Below are 24932 nucleotides of genomic sequence, written 5' to 3'. Positions count from 1 at the left end.
TGGTGACGTTTCTGATTTTTCTGATCGCGTGCGGCGCTGCGGCGACTACCGGGGTGATTTTCAAGCCCGGGCCATGGTACGAAGGGCTCAATAAACCCGGATTCACCCCGCCCAATTGGGCGTTTCCGGTGGCCTGGACAATAATCTATCTATTGCTGGCCTGGGCCGGTTATCGCTTGAGCCTGATTCCTGGCAGTCAGACGGTACTGGCGCTATGGGCCGCGCAGATTGCCTTAAACACGTTGTGGACGCCGGTGTTCTTCGGCGCGCATCAGGTGGCCGCCGCCATGGTGATTCTGCTGCTGTTGTGGCTGGTGGTCGCGGTGATGGTGTTTATGGCGTTGCGCCTGGATTTGATCACCGGGTTGATCCTGTTTCCTTATCTGGCCTGGTTGTGTGTGGCGGCGGCGTTGAATTTCTCGATTCTGCGCAATAACCGTGGTTGATGACGGCAGCTGTCATAACTCCCATTTTTCTGACAAAAAGGCTCTTTTTCAGGCATTCAAAATATCTTTCCAGGCCCTTGAAAGCGCAGGTCCCCGCTCAGGACGGGGATTTCGCAATGAACAACAGTTCATTACTGAATTAGTGATTTAACTAGGTAGTTACCTATCTATATAATGCACGCCTCATTTCAACGGGACATTCAACGTGAAGCAGAGTCAACGCCTCTCGGGCATATCAAAATTCATTCTGGTCGGGCTGGGGGTGATCATCGCCCTGCTCGGCCTGGCACTTGCGGCTGGCGGAGTGAAGCTGGTCAGCCTGGGAGGGTCGTGGTACTTCCTCGTGGGCGGTCTGGTGATGGCCGTTTCCGGTCTGCTGATCGCTCGCTTCAAGACGGCCGGCGCCTGGCTGTTTGCAGCGTTTCTGGTGGGGACAGCGATCTGGGCGGTGAGCGATGCCGGGCTGGTGTTCTGGCCGGTGTTCTCGCGTCTGTTCATGTTCAGCGCCGTGGGTCTGGCGGTGACGCTGGTCTACCCGCTGCTCAAACGTGCCAACGGTGGTGTTCCAGGTCGCGGTGCCTACGGCCTCGCGGCAGTGTTGGCAATCGCCCTGGCGGTGGCTGCCGGCAACATGTTCGTTGCGCACCCGACTGTCGCCGCGACCGGCACTGGCCCGGGCCTGACCCCGGTTGAGCCAGACAAGGCGCAAAAAGACTGGGCGCACTATGGCAACACCGAGGGCGGCAGCCGCTTTGCCGCGCTGGATCAGATCAACCGCAATAACGTCGACAAGCTGAAAGTGGCGTGGACCTACCACACCGGTGACGTCGCCGAAAGCGATGGCAACGGTGCCGAAGACCAGCTCACGCCGCTGCAGATCGGTAACAAAGTGTTCATCTGCACCCCGCACAACAACCTGATCGCGCTGGATGCCGACACCGGCAAAGAGCTGTGGAAGAACGCGATCAACGCCCAGTCGAAAGTCTGGCAGCGTTGCCGTGGCATGGCCTATTTCGATGCGACGAAAAGCATCGCTCAACCAAGCAATTCGAGCATCATCGAAGCCAAACCGGCGCCGGCCGCCAATTGCCAGCGCCGTCTGCTGACCAACACCATCGACGCCCGCCTGATCGCGGTCGATGCCGACACCGGCGAGTTCTGCCAGGGTTTCGGCAACAACGGTCAGGTTGATCTGAAGGCCGGTCTCGGTGACGTGCCGGACAGCTACTACCAGCTCTCCTCCGCGCCGTTGATGGCCGGTACCACTGTGGTGGTCGGCGGTCGTGTAGCCGACAACGTACAAACCGACATGCCGGGCGGCGTGATCCGTGGTTTTGACGTAATCACCGGCGCCATGCGCTGGGCCTTCGACCCAGGCAACCCGCAGGACAAACAGGCACCGGCCGACGGCAGCACGTATGTGCGCAGCACGCCCAACAGCTGGGCGCCGATGTCCTACGATCCGGCAACCAACACCGTGTTCCTGCCAATGGGCAGCTCGTCCACTGACATCTATGGTGTCGAGCGCAGCAAACTCGATCACACCTACGGCGCCTCGATCCTCGCGCTGGACGCCACCACCGGTGATGAACGCTGGGTATTCCAGACCGTACACAACGATCTCTGGGACTTCGACCTGCCGATGCAGCCGAGCCTGATCGACTTCACCAAGGACGGCAAAACCGTTCCGGCGCTGGTCATCGGCACCAAGGCCGGGCAGATTTACGTGCTCGATCGTGCCACCGGCAAACCGTTGACCGAGGTTAAAGAAGTCCCGGTCAAAGCCGCGAACATCCCGAACGAACCGTACTCGCCAACCCAGCCAAAATCGGTGGGCATGCCACAGATCGGTGCGCAGCATCTGACTGAGTCGGACATGTGGGGCGCTACCCCGTACGACCAGTTGCTGTGCCGGATCGATTTCAAATCGATGCGTTACGACGGCCTGTACACCGCGCCGGGCACCGACAAATCCCTGAGCTTCCCGGGTTCGCTGGGCGGCATGAACTGGGGCAGCATCTCCACTGACCCGGTGCACGGCTTCATCTTCGTCAACGACATGCGCCTGGGTCTGTGGATTCAGATGATCCCGTCGCAGAACAAGGCGCAGGCCTCGTCCGGTGGCGAAGCGCTGAACACCGGCATGGGCGCGGTACCGCTCAAAGGAACGCCTTACGCGGTCAACAAAAACCGCTTCCTGTCGGTGGCCGGCATTCCTTGCCAGGCACCGCCGTTCGGCACCCTGACCGCGATCGACATGAAAACCCAGAAAGTTGCCTGGCAGGTTCCGGTCGGTACCGTTGAAGACACCGGTCCGCTGGGCATCCGCATGCACCTGCCGATCAAGATCGGTCTGCCGACCCTCGGCGGCACCCTGTCGACCCAAGGTGGCCTGATCTTCATCGCCGGTACCCAGGACTTCTACCTGCGCGCCTTCAACAGCGGCAACGGTGAAGAGGTGTGGAAAGCGCGCCTGCCGGTTGGCAGTCAGGGCGGCCCGATGACCTACGTTTCGCCGAAGACCGGCAAGCAGTACATCGTCATCACCGCCGGTGGTGCTCGTCAGTCGACCGATCGCGGCGACTACGTGATGGCTTACGCCTTGCCGTAAACCGCAGCGCCCGTGCTGAACACGGGCGCTTTCTTTTTGCGCGCGGCACCTGAGGGTGCCGCGCCGCTTTCCGATATCGCTACAGCTTTGAGCAGGAAGATCTCCATGTTTGGTTTTACTCGTAACGGCTGGGTCAACGGCGTGCTGTTGGGCCTGACCTGCACCACCCTGCCCGCCTTCGCCGATACCGATTCGAACCTGTTGACCCGCAACACCCTGACCGGTGACTGGGGTGGCCTGCGCCACCAGATGGACGAAGACGGGATCAAGTTCACCGGCGATTACACCGGCGAAATGGCTTACAACGCCGACGGCGGCCTGCACCGCTCCGGTCGTTATTCGCAGAACATCAAGCTCGGCGCGCAGTTCGACCTGAGCAAGTTGTATGGCGTAGAGAACGCCGGCAAGGTTCAGCTGACCATCAACGACCGCCGCGGCAACAGCGCCTCCGAAGATCTGGTTGGCAACCGTCTGCCGATCCAGGAAAACTACGGCGGCCTCTACACCCGCCTGACCGAACTGAGCTATGAGCGCAGTCTGTTCACCCCGGCGCTTAACGTGAAGCTGGGCTACATGGCCATGGGCAACGACCTCGGCGGCCTCGACAGCGGCATTCTGTGCAACTTCATGAACGCCGGTTTCTGCGGCCATCCGCTGAACATGTCCGGCGGCAGCGGCTGGACCAACTACCCGAACGCACACCTGGGCGTGCGGGTGAAATACGACTTGTCGCCGTCCTGGCAACTGCGCGTAGCGGCGTTCAACGTCGATCCGGAAAGCAACGGCAACTCCAGCCGCGCCTGGCATCTGGGCCCGAAACACACCACCGGCACCGTGGTGCCGATCGAACTGGTTTACAAGCACGCGGGCCAATTGCCTGGCGAATACAAGCTCGGTTACTACTACGACAGCTCCGACGTGAAACGCATCGGCAGCGACAAGGAAGTCTCCGGCCGTGGCGGTCACTACCTGCTGATCGATCAGGCCGTATGGAGTTCGCCAACGTCCGAGGGCCGCAGCCTGCATGCGTTCGGCCAATACTCGGCGGCCAGCGAAGCGGCTTCGCCATTCAGCAAGTGGTACGGCACCGGTCTGGTGCTGTACAAACCGTTCGAAGGTCGCCCGCGTGACACCGTCGCTCTGGGCTATGGCCGCGCCGTGCCTAACCCGCGCAGCCGCGACGTGCAACAGGACGCCGCCATGGCCAACGGCACGCAGTTCCCGAACCTGGACAGTGGCGAGCAGTTGATCGAACTCGGCTACGGCTACCAGGCCACGCCTTGGCTGACGCTGCGCCCGAACATGCAATACATCATTGAACCGGGCGCGTTTTCCGGGCAGGACATCGACAATGCGTTGGTGTTTGGCTTGCAGGTGAAAGCTTCGCTCTGACTTCTGGCAGAACTGCAGGTAATAAAAAACCCGGCGTAATGACCGGGTTTTTTATTGCATGAAAATTGTCGTAACCAAGAAGCTCACTCGACACCGAACCTTTACCCCCGAACCAGCGTCGGAGCTAGGGCGTTAACGCTTACCGCTCGCCACGAGGTTTCCGTTTGAAAGCAGCCATCGTCAAAAAATACCGTTTGATCATCAAGACCATGGGCTACGTGGGCTGGTCGCTGTTCTGGTTGTTGCTCTGGGACATCGCCGTCACCGTCGACTTCATGTTGTTCCTGAACGCCAAGATCAACCTGCCGCTGATGCCGCTGACGCTGCTCGGTTCAGCGCTGGTGGTGCTGATCAGTTTCCGCAACAGCAGCGCCTACAACCGTTGGTGGGAGGCGCGCACGCTGTGGGGCATGATGATCAACAGCTCGCGCAGCTTCGCCCGGCAGGTGCTGACGCTGCTGGATGATCCCGACAACGAAGTGAACCCGGTGAAGGCGACGCTGTTGCGCCGCCATGTGGCGTACGTCAATTGCCTCGCCGCGCATCTGCAGGGTCAGCCTTGCCCGGAGGAAGTCCGCGCGTTCATCCCGGCGGATGAGTTCGCCCGCAGCGGCACCACCAACAACTTTGCCAACGACATCCTCACCGGTTCCGCGGCGTTGCTGGCCAGGGAATACAAGGCCGGGCGCCTGGACAGCATTCGGCTGGCACGGCTGGAATCGACGATGGTCGATCTGTCCAACAGCCAGGGCGGGATGGAACGGATCGCCAATACTCCGCTGCCCTACCCCTACGTGTATTTCCCGCGCCTGTTTATCTCGCTGTTCTGCCTGATTGTGCCGGTGGGGCTGGTGGAATCGCTGGGTTGGTTCACCCCGCTGGCCTCGACGGTGGTGGGCTTCATGCTGCTGGCCATCGAACGCATCGGTACTGACCTGCAAAGCCCGTTTCGCCATAGCGAGCACCAAATCCAGATGGAAGCACTGTGCGAAACCATCGAGAAAAACCTGCAGTCGATGCAGCGTGATTCGTTGGGGGATGCGCGCAGGGTTGAAGAAACGGCTTGAAGAACGATCTGAGGGATGCCAGGGCGTAAAGCCCTGGCGAGTCGCAGGTATTACTTGTTCTTTTTCGCCGGCTTGTCAGCCTTCTTTGCATCCTTGGCCTTTTCCGGCTTGCTATCGGCTTTTTTCGCCGACTTTTTCGGTTCGGCGTCTTTCTTCGTGTCTTTCTTGTCGGAAGACTTGGAAAGCGCAGAAGCTGCCGCCGATTTCTTTTCCGGCGAAGACTTTTTGTCTTTCAAGTCCTTGCTGGCTTTCGAAGCATCGTCTTTTTTGCTTTTTTTCTCGTCTTTAGCCACGTTTACCACCTCTCGGAATGTGCCGGTATTGGCACCGGGCCTGTGCGAATGAACACAAGCTGATCGTTAGGCGTGGGCGTTCGGGCGGGGTTCAGATTATTTAGAGTTGGAGAGCGTTTAACCAAGAGGCCAGCAATTTTTGAAGTGGATTTCAATCAGGCCGGCAAATAGCCCATGGAGGCGCAGGGGTAAACTTTGACTCGATCCACTGTTTGAAAGCTATTACCACGGCGCTGGGAAACTTGGCTGACGGCCTGACCAGGTAAACCCCACCAGCGGTGTCGAGTTGCCAGTCCGGAAGAACGTGAAGCAATTTTCCTGCAGCAATGTCATGGCGCATCAGCCATTCGCCTGCGCCGAGTATCCCTGAATCAGCGCAAGCGGCGGCAAGTAACGATTCGCTGTCGTTGGCCGTGAGGTTTCCTTTTGGCGCGACTGTTTGCAACTCGCTGCCGCGAAAAAGCCTCCATTGCGGAAAAGACGCAAGGCCACTAAAGCGAAGGCAATTGTGCTTGATCAGGTCGTGTGGATGGTCGGGCATGCCATGCTTTTCTATGTAAGCGGGCGAAGCGCCGAGGATCCGGCGGTGGTCACTTAACCGTTTGGCGATCAGTCGGTTGTCTTCCAGTTCTCCGATTCGGATCGCAGCGTCGAATCCTTCGTCAATGATGTCCACAAGGCGTTCGCTATAGTCTGCGAGGATCGAAACGTGCGGATGTTCCTTGAGAAACTCCGGCAACATCGGACCAAGCCAGCGCCGTCCCATGGCTGCCGGCAGTGCAAGCCGCAACGTTCCTCGAACTTCGCTGGCACCTTGCGTCGCCTGCTGTTGCGCTTCATTCATCAGGTTGATGGCCGAGCGCAGATGCTGCTCAAGCTTGGCACCTACTGGCGTAATTCGAACCTGACGGGTTGAACGCTCGACGAGACGCACACCGAGGCGCTTTTCCATGGCGGCCAGTCGTTTCGATACGACGGTTGGGTGTCGCTGCAGGAGCCGACCTGCAGCGACAAACGAGCCTTGGGAGGCAACTGCCAGAAACGCAGCGATTTCGTCACTGTGCTGACTATTCAGAACATCAAGATTCATGGTTTTAGAATGATCGCCCCCGATGACTGCCCCGACTCCAATGCCGTATGCGCCTGCGATGCATCTTTCAGAGCGTAGCTGGCCCAAATCCTGGGCTTGATAATACCTGCGCCTATGGCGGCCAGCACATCCTGCGCCCGTTCCTGGTACTCACAGGCACTGGCGGTGTGTGCTGCCAGTGAAGGACGTGTGAGGAACAGCGAGCCTTTAGCATTGAGCGTCGACAGTTCTACAGCCGAGGGCGCACCTGACGAGGCCCCGAACGAAACCATCAGCCCGCGTGGCCGGAGACTATCCAAAGACGCCTGGAAAGACGCACGGCCAATAGGGTCGTAGACCACGTCAACCTTTCTGCCCTGGGTAAGACGGCTGACCTCAGACGCCAGGTTGTCGGCATTGAATACCAACACCTCATCACAACCGGATCTCAGCGCTTTTTCGACGCTGGCCAGTTTTGAAACCACACCAATCACTGTCGCCCCCAAGTGCTTGGCCCATGGCACCATGATTTCCCCCAATCCTCCAGCCACGCCATAGATGAGAACTGTGGTGCCCTGTGCCACTGGATAGGTGGTTTTTAACAGGTACTGCGCAGTGATGCCTTTGAACATGACAGCTGCGGCATCATCGAACGACAAGGCGTCGGGTATCTTCACCAGTCGCTCGGCTGGATAAAGTCGGGCCGAAGCATATGAGCCAATGGGCCCAGTAGCATAAGCGACCCTATCACCAACGTGCACATTGCTGACGCCCTCACCCACGGTGACGACTCGCCCGGCCCCCTCCAATCCGAGTCCGGATGGCAGCGCAACAGGCACCGCACCCTTGCGTTGAGTCACATCGAGGAAGTTGACCCCGATGGCGTCCTGTTCAATCCAGACCTCACCTGGCCCGGGCAATTGTTCGCTCAACGTTTCCAGACTCAACACATCAGGCGCGCCGAACTGATTAAAGCGGATAGCGGATACCATGGTCGTTTCCTCTAAGGTCAGAAGTCTTCCAAACAGATGCCGCTAGTGTGAGAACTGACTTGCCGACGAACAAGACGGGCTGACTGCACGACATTAATGCATGATTTTCAGCAATAACATCATGGAATGGAGCGCTGCATCAGTTGCGGCGCTGTAAATGCCAACGGTTCAAAACTGTCAATAGCACAGTTGTGCGACTGTTCCGCAGATAGCGCGGTGATAGGCTTTTCTGGCGTCACATTACGCGAATGCCCGATCTGTTCAGAAGGCAGGTCGGGGCCAATGTTTAAGCCCGCTGTCAGCTAACTGAAAGGATTCGAACATGAAAAAGTCCATGACTACCCTGGCCATTTCCGCGACGCTCGCTCTCGCCGCAACGGCCACAAACGCTGCCGTTCATCCAACGACCATCACTGCTCCTCAGACGGTCAAGCAAGTGACAGCCTCGATTGACACGCCTTTCTCAACACAACAGAAAGCTGGAGAAATCCAGACGGCCAGCCTGGCCAGAAGCTGCTCTGATGAGCGCTATTCCTGGTGGGAATTCAGTGGCTGGGAAATAATCGCCTGCCTCGGAAGCGGTCAGTGGTAATTATTCAAACGAGTCTGGTGCGTGACTTATGTGCTGAGCACGCACCAGCGCCTGTTGTAGCCAAGCGACAGTCCTTACTCTCGGCGATTGAGCGCCCTGCCCCACAAACCCTCTGCTCTGATGCCCCCGCATGCACGCCCCGGCTTGGGGTAATCCTCAAAACATAAAGGTAGGTATGACCGGAATGAACGACAGCCGGAAATTCCAGCGGCTGCTGATCAGGTCATCCGGATGAATCGCCGAGTACTGAATTTCCCCGGAGATCCTCACCGGCAACTTGCCGAAATTAAAAATTCGCCCAGCGCCGATACCGATGGGAAACGTGACTTTGTTGCCGCCCTCGGCCTTCCAGTTGACCGTGACGTTGGGGGTCATGCCGATGCGCCACTGTTCCGGCCCGGGAATCGCCCGCTGAATGAAATACTGCACATTGGTCAGGCTGACGTCCTTGCGCTTGCTATCACCGCCAACCGACCACCAGTGCTGCGGGAACACGCCAAGGGTCCAGTCCGGACCGAGGTACGCGGCGACGAACGCCGGGCCCAGCGAGTATTTGCCCGTACCGAGCACGTCTTCTTCGGCGGTCGGGAACATCGCAGTCGGGCCGACCCCCCAGACCATCTTGCCACCCCCGTCAAAGCGGATCGGCTCCTTGGGCGAAAACACACCGACGTAGGCCAGGTCGCCGAAACCGCTGGTGCGGTCGAACGGGTCCTGCACGACCGAGGTGAAGTCACCGCGATCGTGCAGAATCTCGTTGGGACCCATGCCAATCAGGTTACCGGCCTTGCGGTTGACCGGGGCGCTGACGTAGCTGATCGGCAGGCGGTTGATCAGGTTCCAGTCTTCGCCAAGAGAGATCGGAAAGGTCGGCATGAAACTGTATTTACCGAGCATCCGTGTGCCGTTGCTGTGCGGACCTTTGAGCGCGGTGTAATCGTACTGGTTGAAAAGCAGAACAAGGTTGCCCACCGGGTTGTCCATCAGTCTGGATATCTGTTCGGTGGACGGTTCGCAGCCGGCCTTGACCACTTCTTTCAGGTCAATGTCGAAGTCCTGTTGTAGCTGTTGGCATTTTTCCGGATCGACCCTGGCCCCTGCAACTGACGGGGAACCCAGTTTCGGCAGAGGGCTGGCGGCACAGGCCAAGCCACTGAGCACAGCCCCGCAGAGTGTCAGACTTGATCGAATCCTTATCGATTGCATCGATTTGCCCTCCATTTCACCAGGCGTACTGAAGGCGCAGGGTCCAATTGTTCACGTCTGGGGAGCTTCTATTGTTTGATCAGATCACTTGGCTTCCAGCTCTGGTCAAAAAACGCCTGCTTCGGCCCATACAACCGCACGATCACCAGGAAGCCTTTCTCCGGTACGGTCTTGATCCAGTTCTTGCCCTCGCCCGGCGATGTCGGCCCGAAGTAGATGTCGGTGGAGCCGTCGCTGTTCTGCGCCGGTTTATCCATTTGATTGAGGGACGGGAACGGCTGGCCATTGTCCAGACCTGACGCGGTCAGGTTGTCGTAGGCGGTGACCGACCAGAACAACGCCGCCGGGACATTGGCCGGGAGGTTGAGCTTGTAGGTCTGGGCGCCGTCGAGGAACTTGCCCTCGGCGTCGCGGGTTGTCGCGGGATACTTGGCGCCGGCACCGACCATGTTCATGACCATGCCGGGGCTGTCGGAATAGGCCGAGGTGAAGAACGCCACACGTTGTTCAAGATTGGTGAAACTGCCGCTGGATTGAAACTCGGTATTCTCTCCGGCAAAGGTGTTCACGTATTGGCGATCCTTGTAGTACAGACCGCCCGGCTCTTTGTACAGCAAGTGGCTGGTCACCACCTTGCTCATCTTGAACGCGGTGCGCGCGGCGTCATCCAGCAGCTTGCGTCGTTCGGCATCCGGGGCAAAGGGCTTGCCCTTCTCGATGCCCAGGGTGTGCAGGAAGCCGCGCATGTCCATGTCCGCCGGATCGACGGCTTCGGCGTCGATGAAACGCGAGAGCATGTCGAAGTAGCGACCGTCTTCGGGGAACAGCATGTTGATCGGTGCGCCGGTGGCGTCGGGGAATTGCATCGGCAGCGCCGAGTCCTTCTTGCCCAGCGGATAAATCTTCGTACGCTCGACTTCGGCTACCGGCACGCTGAGGTCTTTCGGATCCTTGAAAAAGGTGCGCCAGAACAGGAACACGTTGTTGGTGCGCGAGCGATAGACGAATCCCTCGGTCGGCTCCGGCCCTGTGTAATCAGGCGGGAGCAGCACATAGGTGCCGCCCTTGCCCTTGTCGGGACCCGCCAGGCCAACGTCACCGCGCCAGGTTCTGCCGTCGATGGTCGGCCCGACAATCGGGCGCTGGAAGAAATCATCGAACATGCCCTGCACGCCGGGCGGTGCTTCGACCACCAGCGGGCCGTACTTTGCCAGATCCAGATAGCTCATGGCGTAGACCAGATCGGAGTTTGGCGTGGTCACCAAGGTCTTGGCGTTGATGCGCTTTTTCCAGGTCGGCAAGATGTTGTAGCCCGCGCCGAACTGCTTCTCCGACGCTTCCTTCATCGACCAGATATTGATCGCCGGCAAGGCCCACAGATACGACTGCACGGCGCGCTGGAACACCAGCTCCTCGATCAGGCTGCGTGCGGTCGCTTCGGTCGGGAAGCCTTTTTCAAAAGGCTGATTGGCCAGTTCTTCATAACGCGTCGCGGCATCGGCGAGGCCGCTTAGGGAGAGGCTTACGGCCAAGGCCATCAGTGAGGTGCGCAAACGGTTCATCGGCTGTCCTTATGAACACAGTTGGAAAATCGGTTCAGTTGACCTTGACCACCGCCGGTGGCGTCCACTGGCCATTCATCGCGGCCGCTTCCGGCCAGTAGGCGCGAACATAGAGCGAGAAGTCCGCGCCCTTCGGCGCCGGGAGCCAGTTGCTTTCCTTGTTCGCCCCTGGTGAGTCACTCTGCACGTAGAGCGTCAGCGAGCCATCGGCGTTGGTCTTGAGCGACTTGTTCTTGGTGCCGAGGGAATAGCGGCCCAACGAGTTTTCGGCGAAGAAATGCTGCTGGTTGTACAGCGTCAGCGACCAGAAACCCTTGACCGGCGGCAGTGCGCCTTTGGGGAAGGTCACGCTGTAGCGCTGGGCGCCGTTGAGTCGCACGCCGGACTCGTCCAGATCCTGATAGAAGTACTTGGTCTCGATCTGTTTGTTGACGAAGATGTTTGACCGGGCAACCGCCGTGCGCAGGAAGTAATCAGTGCCAAACGCTGCGCCGTTATCGATGGTGCTCCAGTGATTGGGCAATTGCTTCCCGTAGTTGCGGAACTGCAACAACGGCTTGACCACGTCTGCATCAGACTTTTGCGTCTCGTCGATCATGGCTTTTTTCAGCTCGGGATCGCGCTGGGCGATTTGTGCCAGCACCGCCAATTGCGCATAGCGCGCCTCTTCTCCCGGCAGCGGTTTGGCGTCCTTGAGAATCGCCGGCAACTCATCGAAGAACTTTTCCGGGAGCACCCAACGCGTTTCCTCGTCACCCGAGGCCTCGGCGGGGAATTTCGGCGACTGGCTCCAGTCACGCTGCTTGAGTTTGCCGTCGTATTTGGACAGCGGGTACATGTCGATGCCCGACAGATAGTGCTGAATAGCCTTGCGATCTTCGGCCGTATCGTCCTGGAAGACCCGCGGAATCACGAAACCGGTGTTGGTCTTTGCACGAAACACCTGGGCGATGCCCTCAGGCACCTTGCCGTTCCAGTCCGGCCCCACCAACAGATAGAAGCCCGGTTTGGTGGCGTACATCTTTCCTAGCTCGGCGAAGCTGTCGGAGCGCAGGTCCACCACCTGATAAACCCAAAACCGGTCGCCAAAGTCCGGGACCTGCAAAACCACCGGTTCGATATCCAGCGCAATGCTGCCCGCACCGTAGACCACATCCTGGTTCGGACAAGCCACCAGGCGTTCCCCCGGTGAAATGTAGTCGGTGAGCATCGACAGATGGTTGATCGGCGCCACGGGCACGATGCCCCCCATCAAGCCGGCCTGCGGCAGATCCTTGAATTTCAGGCGACGGTTGTAAATATTGGCCATCGGCCAACCCCAGAAATACGCCTCCCGCGCCATCATCCGTACGTAGGTTTCGGTCACCTTCACATCGGCTTCGGGGCCGGATATTTGTACTACTGGCGAGGTCTGTGCCTGCACGGCAACCGCGCCGAGCAATACCGCGGTAGCGAACAGACCGCTGGCGAATAAAGGTGTTTTATTCATACGGAAGGCATCCTTGCTTGGGACGGTTTTTCGGCAAACGAATCTACTGATGGAAGATTGTTCGTTAGAAAAACCTAGCAGAGGAAATGAGATCGGCCAGAAAAGGTATGAAAAATTAAGATCCTATTTCCATTTCTGATAACTGCTCCTCAGCTCTTGGCCGACATTCCAAGCTGAGGGCAAGAACTCTGATAAGGATCGCGACGGAAGAAAGGCATCACAGTGCTCCTGCAGCTGTAATGGCCCAGAGCAAGCGTTTTTTGACCAGCGCTGGAGTACGCATGATTTGATTCGATCAATAGAGATGAAGTGTGTTGCCCCCTTATCCAAGGGGCAACGTACAAGCGTTGGTGAGTATTGTTAAGCCACCATCTTGCTTCTTTACCCGAGTGCGCTGGCAAACGCCTGGGGCGTCGGGCTCTCCTCCCATTGTGCAACGCATTGCGGCAGAACCAGCCAAGGTTGTTTGCGTCGCGTCCAGATATGCGCCACCGGCGTGAAGCGCTCCGAACCTTCCAATACGCCGCCCCGCACCACACGCATGCCGGGCGCGGCGCTGGTCTCGTTGAACAGTCGGGTATGGCACTCGCCGCAGGCATATTGCGTGGAGGTATGCCCTTGGTGCTCGTGTGCAAAGGTCGCTGTTTCGCCCGTCACCTGCACTGCCGAAGCCGCGCATAGCATATGCAGGCCGAACGCGCTGCCGCTCCAACGCTGGCAGTTCAGACAATGACAGGCATACAGCGGTGGCAGTTGCTGCGCCTCGATTTCGATGCTGACCTGTCCACATAGACACTGACCGGTGAATCTCATGCGTTGACTCCTTACAATGACGCCCGGATAAGTTCGGCGCGCATGATCCCTTTTCACTCGCCCGAGCAGAAGAGCAAAAAAGGAGCAGCTGTTGGTCAAGAATGTATGAGCGGTCTTGAGTGGGAAAGCCAGCAGGTGTTCCTTGCGGTGCTGCGCTCTGGCAGCCTGAGCGGTGCTTCGAAGTTGCTGGGGATTGCGCAGGCCACCGCCCGCCGACGCCTCGATCATCTTGAACAGACACTCGGCTTGAGCCTGTTCACCCGCACGCCCTCAGGCCTGACACCTACAAGTGGGGCGCAGCGCCTCATCGATCATGTCGAAGCCATGGACCTCGCCGCGCAAGCCTTCAACCGGGCGGCCAGCGCTGAAACGTCAGTGGACCACGGCACGGTGCGGCTGACCTGTGGCGAATTGCTGGGGGTTGAGGTGTTGCCCGCTTTACTGCGGAACTTCCATTACAACCATCCTGGATTGAAGCTCGAACTGAGCATCGGCGACGCACTGGAAGACATCGCCAGGCTGCAATCGGATATAGCTGTACGCCTGATGCGTCCAATGGAGGCCGATATCGCGGTGCGGCGGGTCGGCAGCTTGCGGATCGGCATCCATGCCAGTGCCGAGTGCCTGGAGCGTTATGGTGAGCCCGTCAGCCTGACGTCGCTGCGCCAGCGGCCGCTGATCGGGCCAGACCGTCGCTCAGCTGACTTGCGTCGCTTGGTCGAAGCCGGGCTGTGTGAAGCCGATCAGCATTTCGCGATTGCCACGGATCACCACCTTGCGCAACTGGCTGCATTGAAAGCGGGATTGGGCTTCGGTCTTTGCCCGATACCTATCGCCAGAAATCATGGGCTGATTCACGTATTGCCAGACAGCTTCGGCTTCGAGGTCGAAGTGTGGATCGCGATGCACAGTGACTTGCGCAAAATCAAACGGATCGCCAAGGCGTTCGAAGTGGTGGGTGAGGAACTGCATCATTATCTGCGCTCGAACGCCCCCTGAGGGAAGTGATCCATGCCAGCACCAGTCCCTGCCCGCCATACCGGGATAATCGCGATTTATTGATCTCGCTCTGAATCAACCGGCGCGAACGCTTTGGCAGCGGCCACGGTATCCAGAGATTCGCGCAGCAGCTGAATCCTGCCGTCTTTGGCCACCAGGCGGCCGGCGTACATTTGCTGGTAGATGCGCCCAGTGGCAGGCACCAAGGCCTCTACACTGTATTCGGCAAACGCCTGGTCGGGTGTTTCGATCAGAAAATGAACGTTGCGAAATTTGAAGTCCGGCACTTTACCGAGCAATGAGCCGATGAAATTCTCAATGGCGGCGGGGCCTTGCACACGGTGGGGTATGCCCAGCGACTCCAGGTAGGGCAACTCCAGCACGCCATCCTCCGCGAAAAGTGCTGCCGCCAGGTGCGGCGTCTGGATGGCATCCAGGTAGTTTTGAAGTAATTCCACGGCATTTTTCATGACGACTTTCTCCTAAACGCATAAGGGATGGGCACGCTGCAGGTGCTGACCTGATCACGTTAGGAGATCCCTTTGATTTCAAAAATAGACGTTAATGAAAATCATCGTTTCATAATTGAAAGCCACATCCGCAACGTCTCATGACGGCCATCGCCATTCAGGCTGGCTTAGATGTTCGGCAAAAAAGTCCGACAGCGCTTTGATTTTCACTGGCCGTGTACGCGCCGAGGGGGTGACGAAATACAAACCGCCACGGGCCATGCTCCATTCCGGTAGCACCACGACCAAGCGTCCGTCTTTCAAGTATTCGCTGGCGATAAATTCCGGCAGTTCGGCGATGGCCTGGCCCTCAAGCAACACCGGCAATAACGCATCCGAGTTGGTCACTCTTAATGGACCGCTGGGCACCACGTCTTCTTCGCTGCCGTCTTTATGGGTGAACCGCCACACTTGGCTGCGGGCCCGGTAGGCATAACTCAGGCACGTGCGGGACGCGAGTTCGCGGGGGTGGCAAGGATGGCCATAAGCGTCCAGATAAGCCGGCGAGGCGACCAGGTATTGAGTGACGGCACACAGGCGCCTTGCAACCAGCGAGGAATCCGGTAATACGGCGATGCGTAACGCCGCATCAAAGCCCTCGGCGATCAGGTCAACCGAGGCATCCGAAAGGTGCAGGTCAATCGACAGCTCGGGATACTGGCGCAGCAACTGCGGCATCAGTGGTGCCACCCAACGCAAGCCAAACGACATGGGTATCGCCAAGCGTACTTGGCCGCGGGGCTGGACCGATAAATCCTGAGCCTCGCTTTCCACCTCTTCAGCCTGCCGATAAATCTCACCCGCCTTGGCCGCCATGCTCGCGCCGAATTCGGTGAGTGCCAGTTGCCGCGAGGTGCGGTTGAACAAGCGCCCGCCCAGACGCTCCTCCAACCGTGCGACAGCTCGCGATACCGTCGGCACCGACACGCTCATGACCCGTGCCGCACCAGCGAACGAGCCCTCTTCGGCTACCTTGGCAAACATCGCCAACCCTTCGAAATCCGGAAGTCTGCTCATTTCATTTCTGCAACGATAGGTTTCAGACAATTCTATTTTGAAAGTTTTTTCCCGTCGATAAGCTTCTCCCACACCGCAACTCACTCATTCGAAATACGGGAGAAACACCATGACTGACAAACTCGAAGGCAAAATTGCATTGGTTACCGGCGGCACCTCAGGCATCGGTCTGTCCACTGCCAAACGCTTCGCTCAGGAAGGCGCTCACGTCTATATCACGGGCCGTCGTCAAGCCGAACTGGACGCCGCTGTCGCCGCGGTTGGCAACGCCACCGGCGTTCAGGTGGATTCCGCCAACCTTGATCAGTTGGACGCGTTGTATCGCCAGATTGGCGCAACCCACGGCCGAATCGATGTGCTGTTCGCCAATGCGGGTGGTGGATCGATGCTGCCACTGGGTGACATCACTGAACAGCAGTACGACGACACCTTCAATCGCAACGTAAAAGGCGTGCTGTTCACTGTGCAAAAGGCACTGCCACTGCTGGCCCAAAAAGCCTCGGTGATTCTCACCGGCTCTACGGCGGGCAGCTCGGGCACCGCCGCCTTCAGTGTTTACGCCGCGTCCAAAGCCGCCGTGCGTTCATTTGCCCGCAACTGGATTCTGGACTTGAAAGACCGCCAGGTGCGCATCAACACCATCAGCCCCGGCGCCACCCGCACGCCTGGCCTGGTTGAATTGGCCGGCCCAGATTCCGCTCAGCAGCAGGGCTTGCTCGACTACATGGCTTCGCTGATCCCCATGGGGCGTGTCGGTGAAGCTGACGAAATTGCCAGCGCCGCGTTGTTCCTGGCCTCCGATGACGCCAGTTTCGTTAACGGTATCGAGCTGTTTGTTGACGGTGGCCAGGCGCAAATCTGAGCAGCCAGCGGGCGATTGTCGCGGTCGCCCGCCACCCCACGCCTGAGTGTGTGCATTACCAACCCGGACGGCGTTCGCTGGTGCTATTGTCAGGCGCAGATTGAGCGGGTGTCACTGCCGCACAATCTTTTTACAGGGTTCTGCCAACGGCTTGCTCGTAGCAGGAAAGGAAATGCCGCCACTGCGACTCATCCCAGAAGGAATGCCGTCTGAGTTGAGGAATGTCGTGACGCGCCGCGCCCATTGCCGTAGCACGACCGCGAGACTTCTCCAGGTCAAGCAGCGCCAGTTCGAAATCGAAGTCTGTGTCGGTAATCGACGCCTTGATAAAGATGTGTTTGGAGCGCATGCAACCGTGCTGCCATTTGCCCGAATGCATCCGCGCCAGCATTTGCGCCAAACGTTCAAGAAGTCGCAGATGTTGCTCTGTGGTCAACAGGCTTGCAGCGCCCTGGCTATACCAGGTATCCAGATCGATGAAGCCGCCCAGGTCTTTGGTAACCAAGACACCCTGCCATACGCCGTCGACTTTTCTCGCGCCATAAAATACCGGTCTTGGCGCATTCACGCCCAGCTCTTCGAGTCTTGAAAGGGCAACGCCTTCACGCAATGCGGTCGGTCGGCCAGTGGGGTAACGGAGACTGCGGAACAAATAGCCGGTCTGGCGCTTTACGAAAAACGTCTTGTCACCTTGAACAATCAGCTGGACACCGCTGGTGCCGCTGCGGCGCACATTCGGCGGTTCCACCCACGACCCGGAAGTACCCCACCAGAAATCAAATTCATCGCCTGCCCTGCCCATTGTGCGCTCCATTTATTGTAGAAATCGTTTCGTGCGACGTTTGCATGAGGGTCGCAACAGCAGCTCAGTCTGTTGGTGGACGTTAATAGTTCCCTCGGTTTTCGAGGATTTTAGGGCCAGCTTGGGGCTTTTACGCAACCACGTGACGAAAATTGGCTATTGAGGGGTGTTTATCCCTTCTGGTGTGTCCTTTTCGCCGATAGCTGACGACATCAAACACAGATGCCAACCGCGTCGCGAGGGTCCGCCCGACTGTTTTTTCGATTAACTTGAAAGCCGTTAAATTGACCCAGGTCATGATTCAATTCAATTGAGGCAAATAACGAGCAACGTCCTTGATCCGCATTTTCTTTGTGCTAAAAGTATTGCCGCCAGTGGCTCCTTACAGGGATGAGTAAGGGTTTGCTCATCCGCAGCCATTGCCCACGGATGCATACTTTCAACAAGGAAGTCATATGAAAATAGTTGGGCTGTCCGGGATTCTCCCGTCACGCATTATCAGCAATCAAGACGTTATAAACCTGGTCGAGGAACACTCTAAAGATACCTTCCAGGAAGACTTGCCAAAAACCTTGAAGACCATCAGCAAGTTGCTTGAAAAAAGCGGCAGCGGCACGCGTCACTGGCTGGGCGCCGACGAAACGCCGATGCAACTGATGGAGACTGCATTCAACTCCGCGCTCGCCCAGGCCAATATCGACAAGACCGATCTGGATCTGTTGATCTATCCGAACGTCACGCGAGGCTTCATCGAGCCGGCCAACAGTACGTTCATCGCCAAGGCGCTGGGCCTGAGCTGCAGAAACTTTGATGTGGTGGACGCCTGCAACGGTTGGGTGACCGCCATGGATGTCATCAACAGTAAAATGCAGGCCGGCGAGATTCGCTATGCGGCAATCGTCAATATGGAATTTGGCATGTCTGCTGGCGGGCCGGTGATGCCCAAGAACTTCTCTTTGCAGTCGTCGGCGGAACTGGCTTACAAGTTTCCGAGTTTTACCATTGGCGAAGCCGTCACGGTCACCATCCTCAGTCATGAGGCCCCCGGCAACTTCAAGTTCTCGTACATCAACCGGCCGGACTTGAGTGACTTGTCGACCATCTCTCTGCCGGATTGGAAACTGTTCTGCAATGAGGAGGATATTCCACGTATTTCACCGACCGGCGGGCAATATCAATTCAACTCCTACGCGGCAGCCTTGCATGAAGATGGCCGCAATGAAGCGATAAAAGTCTTCAATCTGCAAAACATCTCTGCAGCAGATGTTCATAAAGTGTTTATTCATACCGGTTCGCCAAAGATGTGGGAGCACATTGGGCAACTGATCGGTATTGATCACAAGCTGCACCACGTCGGGCATAAGACCGGAAATATCATTACCGCGTCCATCCCCTACGGTATCTTCGATGCCATGAGTCGGGGCGAAGCCGAGACCGGGCAGTTTTGCATGGGTTGGGCAGGCAGTGGCGGGATGGTCTTCTCTGCGTTGTCATTTACTCTGTAAGGCCTGAAGCAACTTGCCGTCGTGAGGCGGCAAGTTGCTCGTCCATGATCAAACTGTTGGTCGGTACCAAACGAAAATCGCGCTTCGATCTCTAGGCCAGCGGCGGGTAGTCGGTATAGCCCTCTTCCGAACCACTGTAAAAAGTGGAGGCATCCGCAGTAGCCAGCGGCGCATCAAGGAAGAAGCGTTCCGGCAGATCAGGGTTGCTGATGAACAGTGTGCCAAATGTGACTGCATCGGCCAGGCCGGTTTGCAGGGCCTGTTCCGCGGACTTCCGATCATAACCAACATTCAACACGAAAATTCCTGAGAACCGCTTGCGAGCCCCGGGCGCCAAGGGTTTCGCGCCTTCCGGCAGAGTCCCCGGTTCCATGAAATGCAGAATTCCAACGTTTCTACTTTCCAGCGCTTCTACCGCGTACATGTAGGTCTGCTCGAGATTGGAGTCGCCCATGTCATTGTACGGAATGCGCGGCGACAGCCTGATCGAGATACGGGCCGGTCCGAAGACTCTGATCGCGGCGTCCGTGGCTTCAAGCAAGAACCTCGCCCGCTTCTCAATGGTACCGCCGTACTCGTCGGTGCGTTTGTTTGAGCCGTCTTCCAGAAACTGCGCGGGCAGATAACCATTGGCACCGTGTATCTCTACACCATCAAAGCCCGCATCTTTCGCGGCCTGTGCAGCTTTTTCGTAGTCCGCAATGGTGGACTTGATTTCATCAATGGTCAGTTCGCGTGGGGTCACCGAGGGTTTGATGCCTTCTGGCGTGAACGCCTGGCTATTGAAGGGGACTGACGATGGCGCGACCGGGAGTTCTCCACCATGAAAATCAGGATGAGATGCTCTACCGGTGTGCCAAAGCTGGGCGAAAATGAGGCCACCGGCTTCATGAACTGCCTGAGTTACCTTCTTCCAGCCCGCAATCTGTTCAGGCGTATAGATCCCTGGGGTATTCGTCCAGCCGACGGCCTGGGCGCTGATCTGGCTGCCTTCGGTAAAAATAAGGCCCGCCGATGCGCGCTGTGCGTAATAGGTCGCAGTCAATTCGTTGGCCACCTGATCCTTGGATCGACCTCTTGTCATCGGCGCCATGAACACCCGATTTCTGAAAGTGAGCTCTTCGTTGTTCAAGGGGGTTAGAAGCTTAAAATTTCCCATACTTTCCTCAGAATAAATTTATTGAATGTCCGCCCGTGCCTAACGATTTCTCAAGTGCGGCTCGACCAAAGAAATGCTTCTGTCGGATGCTCGATTGGCTGGCTGCGAGCCGCCGGCAAGAGTGGCGAACGAAGGGTTTGGTTCGGACCGCTTCCCTCAAGTAAGGAAAATCGACAAGGTATCAATAATAAACCTGGCGTCAATTAGGCACCGCTCGTACACCTGGTAGGTCTGAGGATACCTACCGTCAGGAAATGGTCGGCGGCGTAGGGGCTGGCGAGCCGTATACAGGGGCCTCGCGCGCAAGAGCAGGACGCTCTGCGTTCATGATCGAACGGCCTGAGCAATCGATGTGAAGGTTCGGTTGAAGCAGGTATCGAGATTGATTGCCCGCGGTTGAAAGGCAAAAACCAGCGCACTGCCAACAACAAAAAGTGTTGGCAGAGTTTCATGCTTACCAGATCGCGCTGGTTCGATTGAGATCTTCGATGTTTTTCAAGCCATCGGATGACAAGTCCCGAAGCGCAGCATGGGCGGCCGACAACGCGTTCACGTAATCCAGTGAAGCAACCTTCCCTACGTACTGGTTGGTCCGATTGCAGCGGCGTCGAACTTCTGCCGGGCAGCATCAACCTCCGGCAACTTGGCGAGCGTCCATTCATGCAGTGCTCGAAAAGGTTGTTGCAGCGTGCGGCCCAGCGGCGTGATTTGGTACTGCACCGCGACTGGCGAAAGCGAAATCACCTCGCGCGATACCAGGCCGTTGCGCTCCAGCCGGCGCAGACATTGCGTGAGCGCTTTTTGGGTGACGCCTTGCAGGCGACGACGGATCGCGTTGAAACGTTGCGGACCGTCATCAAGCACGGCTAATACCATCATCGACCATTTATCAGCGATCTGCTCGAATAAAGCCCGGCTAGGGCAGTCGGACGAGAAGCACAGCGGTTCGAGTTCAAGCATGGCGGTTTCCTTCTGTATACCTTGGCGCTCTAAGGCGCGAGATTGACGCCAAGTTTACTGGATATACCGAGCCTGAGAACGCTTTCTACCATTGTTTTGCCGGAACACTCTGACGCACATAATAATTGTCGAATTCACTGCTTTCGGTGAATTGGAAGCCATGACGGGTATAAAAGCGATTCGAAGCACTTTCTTTGAGAGCGCCAACTTTAACAGGGAGCGCAGCCGCATCCGCCTCTTTGAAAATCTGAGTGAGAACAGCAGCCCCTACACCTGATCCTTGCGCGCTCGGTCTCACATACAAGTGGTCGAGCAAGAGTTCATTGTGGTGATGCTTGACCACTACAAAACCAACCCTCTCTCCAGATACCTCGATATAGCGTGTGTTGCGAGCGTCAAAACCGCCAAGAAACCGCTCTCGCGCACGCACCGGATCAAATCGCCCGACACGCTCCAGACTTTCGCGCATGGCCTCAATTCGAATGGCTACAAGATTTTCCAGGTCGCTTGGTTGAGCCGGGACCAAAATGACTGGGAAATTTTGATTGGGTGCGACGGGCATAGGTTGTGCTCTATTTACCATCCTGGAAGGCCAGTATAGAGAGCCTGACTTGTGGGGCCCAGTTTGGCTTCACCGTCGAATTCAGGCACCCATCTCAAAAACGAACATGACCTGGTCAATCTGGATTTTGATTGCCAGAGCCTTGCGTGACCGACAGGTCTCCAATACGACCTCACGGTATTCACATGTCGATATCAGACACGATCATGGCGCAATCAGGCTATTGAATCGGCAGCAAGGCCGGCTAAGGTGCCGTGTCTTCCTATCAAAACAATCCCGGTCAGATCATGGGGTTGATAAGAACTGCGGCGGTTGGACGGGCTTCTCTCGGGAGTTCAGCAGGCAACGATGGTGACCGATCGTATGCCCGTTCAATTGCTTAAATGTCGATCAGCAGAGAATAAAAATACCGATGATCAGCCCGAACTCCATGGATTCGAGTAGCCAATTGGCGCAGGGCTTCAAGCCTCGTCACGTCACAATGCTGTCCATCGCCGGGATTATCGGCGCCGGTTTGTTCGTCGGTTCAGGACACGCGATTGCCGCAGCAGGGCCGGCGGTGCTTCTCGCCTATCTGTTTTCAGGTTTGCTCGTCGTGCTGGTCATGCGCATGCTCGGCGAGATGGCGGTGGCCAATCCGGACACCGGTTCGTTCTCCACCTACGCCGACCAGGCCATCGGCCGCTGGGCCGGTTTTACCATCGGTTGGCTGTACTGGTGGTTCTGGGTGTTGGTGATTCCCATCGAAGCACTGGCGGCCGGGCATGTGCTGCACCAATGGTTTCCGCAGGTCGATGCCTGGCTGTTCGCGTTGGGATCGATCATTGCGCTGGTGGTGACCAACCTGTTCAGCGTGTCCAAGTATGGTGAGTTCGAGTTCTGGTTCGCCATGGCCAAGGTCGTGGCGATCATCGGCTTTATCGGGGTCGGATTTGCCGTATTGATGGGCTGGGTGCCCGACCGCGAAGTCAGCGGGTTGAGCGGCCTGATGGCCGAGCACGGCGGATTTGCACCCAACGGTTTGTCGGCGGTGGTCGGCGCTTTCATCACGATCATGTTCAGCTTCATCGGTACGGAAGCGGTGACCATCGCAGCCGCCGAATCGAATAACCCGGCGCAGAACATTGCCAAGGCTACCCGCTCGGTGATCTGGCGCATCGGCGTGTTCTACCTGCTGTCGATCTTCGTGGTCATCTCCGTAGTGCCCTGGAATGATCCGCTGCTGGCCTCGGTGGGCTCGTATCAGCGCGCCCTGGAAATCATGAACATTCCAAACGCCAAGTTCATGGTCGACGTTGTCGTGCTGATCGCCGTGGCCAGTTGCATGAACTCCTCGATCTACATTGCCTCGCGCATGCTGTACTCGCTGGGCCGTCGCGGCGATGCACCGAAAACGCTGAAGACCACTTCCGCGGCCGGTGTGCCACGCGCCGCCGTGATCGCCAGCACCGTGCTGGGTGCGTCGATCACTGTGTGGAGCTACTTCATGCCCGCCGGGCTGTTCGAGTTCCTGCTGGCCAGTTCCGGGGCGATTGCCTTGCTGGTGTACCTGGCGATTGCGGTGTCGCAGCTGCGCATGCGGCGGATATTGCAACAGCGCAAGGTCGAGCTGACCTTCCGCATGTGGCTGTTTCCATGGCTGACGTGGCTGGTGATCGGCTTCATCTGCGCGGCGCTGGCGGTCATGATGATTACTCCGCAGCACCGCACCGAAGTCACCACCACCATTGGCCTGGCGCTGGCAATCTCCTTTATCGGCCTGATGACGTCGCGTCACCCTGCCCCGGCGGCACGCGCAACCTCAGTGGGCTAGGCGTTCACGCCGAAGCTGATGTTCCCTTGGCAAAGGCCGGGGGAAAGACCGACGCCTGCATCTCAGACCGATTCCTGTGAGGACATGATGTCATCGACCCCCTCCGTGGCCGACGGGACGACCCAATCCGTCGGGTTTCTGCTGTTGGATAAATTCACCCTCATGTCGCTGGCATCCGCCGTCGAACCACTGCGCATGGCCAATCAATTGTCGGGGCGAACGCTGTATCGCTGGCATACCTTCAGCGCCAATGGTGCGGCTGTTTGGGCCAGCGACGGGGTCCCGATCACGCCGGATGGCTCGTGGAGCAACCCCGGCGTGGCGGACACGGTAATTGTTTGCGGCGGGGTCGGCATCCAGAGCGTGATCACCCGCGAGCACACATCCTGGTTGCAAGCCCTGGCCCGGCAATCCAGACGCTTGGGCGGTGTGTGCACCGGTAGCTGGGCACTCGCCAAAGCCGGATTGCTTGATGGCTATGAGTGCAGCGTGCATTGGGAATTTCTGGCGGCCATGCAGGAAGCTTTTCCACGCGTCAACGTCAGCACCAGCCTCTTCACCCTTGACCGCAACCGCTTTACCAGTTCCGGAGGAACAGCGCCGCTGGACATGATGCTGCACCTGATCGCCCGTGATCATGGTCGTGAGTTATCAGCCGCCATTTCGGAGATGTTTGTATACGAGCGCATCCGCAACGAGCAGGACCATCAACGCGTGCCGCTCAAGCATGTGGTCGGTACGCGTCAACCCAAGCTGCAAGAAGTCGTTGCGTTGATGGAGGCCAATCTTGAGGAGCCGATCGAGCTGGACAGCCTTGCCGAATACGTCGATCTGTCACGCCGACAGCTGGAGCGGTTGTTCCAGAAATACCTGCAATGCACGCCGTCACGCTACTACTTGAGGTTGCGGCTGATTCGCGCGCGACAACTGCTCAAGCAAACCTCGCTGTCGATCGTGGAACTGGCGTATGTCTGCGGATTTGCCTCCACACCGCATTTCTCAAAATGCTATCGCGAGCACTTTGGGGTGCCGCCGAGCGACGAGCGCTCTGGTTCTGCAATGAGTCGTAAACGGATAACGCCGCCGTCATCGATTAACACACTGACAACGTTCGATCAGGCGAGAAACGAATCGACGTTTGCCAGTGTTCGAATGATGGCGAGTGCCGATCTGGCTTGAATGCACCAAGGCAAATCGGCCGACAACCCACAA

General features: G+C 57.8%; 23 protein-coding genes. 10 read left to right on the top strand and 13 right to left on the bottom strand.

Annotated elements, in window-relative coordinates:
* Window positions 1-2: 2 nt before the first annotated feature.
* The 4 genes from H043_RS0110275 to H043_RS0110255 all read left to right on the top strand — a co-directional run bounded on the left by H043_RS0110275 (window position 3) and on the right by H043_RS0110255 (window position 5516).
* Complete coding sequence (locus H043_RS0110275; protein WP_027611782.1) at window positions 3-446, top strand: TspO/MBR family protein; 444 nt, start codon at window positions 3-5, stop codon at window positions 444-446.
* A gap of 205 nt (window positions 447-651) precedes the next feature.
* Window positions 652-3057: a glucose/quinate/shikimate family membrane-bound PQQ-dependent dehydrogenase gene (locus H043_RS0110270; RefSeq protein ID WP_027611781.1), complete on the top strand. Its 2406-nt coding sequence runs from the start codon at window positions 652-654 to the stop codon at window positions 3055-3057.
* A 105-nt stretch (window positions 3058-3162) separates the two neighbouring features.
* Entirely contained in the window at window positions 3163-4449 is a 1287-nt protein-coding gene (locus H043_RS0110260) for a carbohydrate porin (protein ID WP_027611780.1), read from the top strand.
* Between the two features lie 164 nt (window positions 4450-4613).
* The gene (locus H043_RS0110255) at window positions 4614-5516 is read left to right on the top strand and encodes a bestrophin family protein (RefSeq protein ID WP_007967141.1); all 903 of its coding nucleotides are present in this window, start codon (window positions 4614-4616) and stop codon (window positions 5514-5516) included.
* A gap of 50 nt (window positions 5517-5566) precedes the next feature.
* On the opposite strand, the gene H043_RS0110250 is transcribed toward H043_RS0110255, so the two are convergent.
* From H043_RS0110250 to H043_RS0110240, 3 genes are all read right to left on the bottom strand, one after another.
* Window positions 5567-5818, bottom strand: a complete 252-nt coding sequence (locus H043_RS0110250; protein ID WP_027611779.1) for a hypothetical protein — start codon at window positions 5816-5818, stop codon at window positions 5567-5569.
* Between the two features lie 142 nt (window positions 5819-5960).
* Window positions 5961-6899 (bottom strand): LysR family transcriptional regulator, encoded by a 939-nt coding sequence (locus H043_RS0110245; RefSeq protein WP_027611778.1) that lies wholly within the window; start codon window positions 6897-6899, stop codon window positions 5961-5963.
* Complete coding sequence (locus H043_RS0110240) at window positions 6896-7870, bottom strand: quinone oxidoreductase (protein ID WP_027611777.1); 975 nt, start codon at window positions 7868-7870, stop codon at window positions 6896-6898. The genes H043_RS0110245 and H043_RS0110240 overlap by 4 nt, the downstream gene beginning before the upstream one ends.
* Before the next feature lie 322 nt (window positions 7871-8192).
* On the opposite strand from H043_RS0110240, the gene H043_RS0110235 reads away from it, so the two are divergent.
* Complete coding sequence (locus H043_RS0110235) at window positions 8193-8462, top strand: hypothetical protein (RefSeq protein ID WP_027611776.1); 270 nt, start codon at window positions 8193-8195, stop codon at window positions 8460-8462.
* A gap of 156 nt (window positions 8463-8618) precedes the next feature.
* Here the strand turns inward: H043_RS0110235 and H043_RS0110230 are convergent, their stop codons facing one another.
* From H043_RS0110230 to H043_RS0110215, 4 genes are all read right to left on the bottom strand, one after another.
* The gene (locus H043_RS0110230) at window positions 8619-9668 is read right to left on the bottom strand and encodes a hypothetical protein (protein ID WP_027611775.1); all 1050 of its coding nucleotides are present in this window, start codon (window positions 9666-9668) and stop codon (window positions 8619-8621) included.
* 68 nt (window positions 9669-9736) lie between these two features.
* Window positions 9737-11230, bottom strand: coding sequence for a DUF1254 domain-containing protein (locus H043_RS0110225; protein ID WP_027611774.1), 1494 nt, complete (start codon window positions 11228-11230; stop codon window positions 9737-9739).
* Window positions 11231-11264: 34 nt separating this feature from the next.
* Window positions 11265-12719 carry a DUF1254 domain-containing protein gene (locus H043_RS0110220; RefSeq protein ID WP_027611773.1) on the bottom strand — a complete coding sequence of 485 codons (1455 nt, stop codon included), beginning with the start codon at window positions 12717-12719 and terminating at the stop codon, window positions 11265-11267.
* A gap of 381 nt (window positions 12720-13100) precedes the next feature.
* Window positions 13101-13532 (bottom strand): GFA family protein, encoded by a 432-nt coding sequence (locus H043_RS0110215; protein WP_027611772.1) that lies wholly within the window; start codon window positions 13530-13532, stop codon window positions 13101-13103.
* Between the two features lie 42 nt (window positions 13533-13574).
* On the opposite strand from H043_RS0110215, the gene H043_RS0110210 reads away from it, so the two are divergent.
* A complete protein-coding gene (locus tag H043_RS0110210) occupies window positions 13575-14531 on the top strand; it encodes a LysR family transcriptional regulator (RefSeq protein WP_049827835.1) in 957 nt (318 codons plus the stop codon).
* Between the two features lie 56 nt (window positions 14532-14587).
* Here the strand turns inward: H043_RS0110210 and H043_RS0110205 are convergent, their stop codons facing one another.
* Entirely contained in the window at window positions 14588-15001 is a 414-nt protein-coding gene (locus tag H043_RS0110205; protein ID WP_027611770.1) for a nuclear transport factor 2 family protein, read from the bottom strand.
* A gap of 138 nt (window positions 15002-15139) precedes the next feature.
* Complete coding sequence (locus H043_RS0110200) at window positions 15140-16057, bottom strand: LysR family transcriptional regulator (protein WP_027611769.1); 918 nt, start codon at window positions 16055-16057, stop codon at window positions 15140-15142.
* Between the two features lie 109 nt (window positions 16058-16166).
* Here H043_RS0110200 and H043_RS0110195 point away from each other — a divergent pair, with 109 nt between their 5' ends.
* Window positions 16167-16919: an SDR family NAD(P)-dependent oxidoreductase gene (locus H043_RS0110195; protein WP_027611768.1), complete on the top strand. Its 753-nt coding sequence runs from the start codon at window positions 16167-16169 to the stop codon at window positions 16917-16919.
* Between the two features lie 130 nt (window positions 16920-17049).
* Here the strand turns inward: H043_RS0110195 and H043_RS0110190 are convergent, their stop codons facing one another.
* A complete protein-coding gene (locus tag H043_RS0110190) occupies window positions 17050-17721 on the bottom strand; it encodes a lipopolysaccharide kinase InaA family protein (RefSeq protein WP_027611767.1) in 672 nt (223 codons plus the stop codon).
* A 455-nt stretch (window positions 17722-18176) separates the two neighbouring features.
* Here H043_RS0110190 and H043_RS0110185 point away from each other — a divergent pair, with 455 nt between their 5' ends.
* The gene (locus H043_RS0110185) at window positions 18177-19226 is read left to right on the top strand and encodes a 3-oxoacyl-[acyl-carrier-protein] synthase III C-terminal domain-containing protein (RefSeq protein WP_027611766.1); all 1050 of its coding nucleotides are present in this window, start codon (window positions 18177-18179) and stop codon (window positions 19224-19226) included.
* Window positions 19227-19317: 91 nt separating this feature from the next.
* Here the strand turns inward: H043_RS0110185 and H043_RS0110180 are convergent, their stop codons facing one another.
* The 3 genes from H043_RS0110180 to H043_RS0110170 form a co-directional block, all read right to left on the bottom strand.
* Window positions 19318-20385, bottom strand: coding sequence for an alkene reductase (locus tag H043_RS0110180; RefSeq protein ID WP_027611765.1), 1068 nt, complete (start codon window positions 20383-20385; stop codon window positions 19318-19320).
* Window positions 20386-20961: 576 nt separating this feature from the next.
* Complete coding sequence (locus H043_RS0110175; RefSeq protein ID WP_027611764.1) at window positions 20962-21345, bottom strand: helix-turn-helix domain-containing protein; 384 nt, start codon at window positions 21343-21345, stop codon at window positions 20962-20964.
* Between the two features lie 85 nt (window positions 21346-21430).
* Window positions 21431-21907 carry a GNAT family N-acetyltransferase gene (locus H043_RS0110170; RefSeq protein ID WP_027611763.1) on the bottom strand — a complete coding sequence of 159 codons (477 nt, stop codon included), beginning with the start codon at window positions 21905-21907 and terminating at the stop codon, window positions 21431-21433.
* A gap of 412 nt (window positions 21908-22319) precedes the next feature.
* On the opposite strand from H043_RS0110170, the gene gabP reads away from it, so the two are divergent.
* Together gabP and H043_RS0110160 are read left to right on the top strand one after the other, a co-directional pair.
* A complete protein-coding gene (gene gabP / locus H043_RS0110165; protein WP_027611762.1) occupies window positions 22320-23720 on the top strand; it encodes a GABA permease in 1401 nt (466 codons plus the stop codon).
* An 87-nt stretch (window positions 23721-23807) separates the two neighbouring features.
* Window positions 23808-24899 carry a GlxA family transcriptional regulator gene (locus H043_RS0110160; protein WP_027611761.1) on the top strand — a complete coding sequence of 364 codons (1092 nt, stop codon included), beginning with the start codon at window positions 23808-23810 and terminating at the stop codon, window positions 24897-24899.
* Window positions 24900-24932 lie beyond the last annotated feature (33 nt).

It is taken from the genome of Pseudomonas sp. URIL14HWK12:I6, assembly GCF_000514195.1.
GTDB classification, from domain to species: domain Bacteria; phylum Pseudomonadota; class Gammaproteobacteria; order Pseudomonadales; family Pseudomonadaceae; genus Aquipseudomonas; species Aquipseudomonas putida_A.
This window is presented reverse-complemented; position numbering and strand designations above follow the sequence as displayed.

Bases quoted from the DNA above. Each gene is read 5' to 3' on its own strand.
- H043_RS0110260 (WP_027611780.1), top strand. From the start codon at position 3,163: ATGTTTGGTTTTACTCGTAACGGCTGGGTCAACGGCGTGCTGTTGGGC.
- H043_RS0110245 (WP_027611778.1), bottom strand. From the start codon at position 6,899: ATGAATCTTGATGTTCTGAATAGTCAGCACAGTGACGAAATCGCTGCG.
- H043_RS0110240 (WP_027611777.1), bottom strand. From the start codon at position 7,870: ATGGTATCCGCTATCCGCTTTAATCAGTTCGGCGCGCCTGATGTGTTG.
- H043_RS0110235 (WP_027611776.1), top strand. From the start codon at position 8,193: ATGAAAAAGTCCATGACTACCCTGGCCATTTCCGCGACGCTCGCTCTC.
- H043_RS0110230 (WP_027611775.1), bottom strand. From the start codon at position 9,668: ATGCAATCGATAAGGATTCGATCAAGTCTGACACTCTGCGGGGCTGTG.
- H043_RS0110225 (WP_027611774.1), bottom strand. From the start codon at position 11,230: ATGAACCGTTTGCGCACCTCACTGATGGCCTTGGCCGTAAGCCTCTCC.
- H043_RS0110220 (WP_027611773.1), bottom strand. From the start codon at position 12,719: ATGAATAAAACACCTTTATTCGCCAGCGGTCTGTTCGCTACCGCGGTA.
- H043_RS0110215 (WP_027611772.1), bottom strand. From the start codon at position 13,532: ATGAGATTCACCGGTCAGTGTCTATGTGGACAGGTCAGCATCGAAATC.
- H043_RS0110210 (WP_049827835.1), top strand. From the start codon at position 13,575: ATGATCCCTTTTCACTCGCCCGAGCAGAAGAGCAAAAAAGGAGCAGCT.
- H043_RS0110205 (WP_027611770.1), bottom strand. From the start codon at position 15,001: ATGAAAAATGCCGTGGAATTACTTCAAAACTACCTGGATGCCATCCAG.
- H043_RS0110200 (WP_027611769.1), bottom strand. From the start codon at position 16,057: ATGAGCAGACTTCCGGATTTCGAAGGGTTGGCGATGTTTGCCAAGGTA.
- H043_RS0110195 (WP_027611768.1), top strand. From the start codon at position 16,167: ATGACTGACAAACTCGAAGGCAAAATTGCATTGGTTACCGGCGGCACC.
- H043_RS0110190 (WP_027611767.1), bottom strand. From the start codon at position 17,721: ATGGGCAGGGCAGGCGATGAATTTGATTTCTGGTGGGGTACTTCCGGG.
- H043_RS0110185 (WP_027611766.1), top strand. From the start codon at position 18,177: ATGAAAATAGTTGGGCTGTCCGGGATTCTCCCGTCACGCATTATCAGC.
- H043_RS0110180 (WP_027611765.1), bottom strand. From the start codon at position 20,385: ATGGGAAATTTTAAGCTTCTAACCCCCTTGAACAACGAAGAGCTCACT.
- H043_RS0110175 (WP_027611764.1), bottom strand. From the start codon at position 21,345: ATGCTTGAACTCGAACCGCTGTGCTTCTCGTCCGACTGCCCTAGCCGG.
- H043_RS0110170 (WP_027611763.1), bottom strand. From the start codon at position 21,907: ATGCCCGTCGCACCCAATCAAAATTTCCCAGTCATTTTGGTCCCGGCT.
- gabP (WP_027611762.1), top strand. From the start codon at position 22,320: ATGATCAGCCCGAACTCCATGGATTCGAGTAGCCAATTGGCGCAGGGC.
- H043_RS0110160 (WP_027611761.1), top strand. From the start codon at position 23,808: ATGTCATCGACCCCCTCCGTGGCCGACGGGACGACCCAATCCGTCGGG.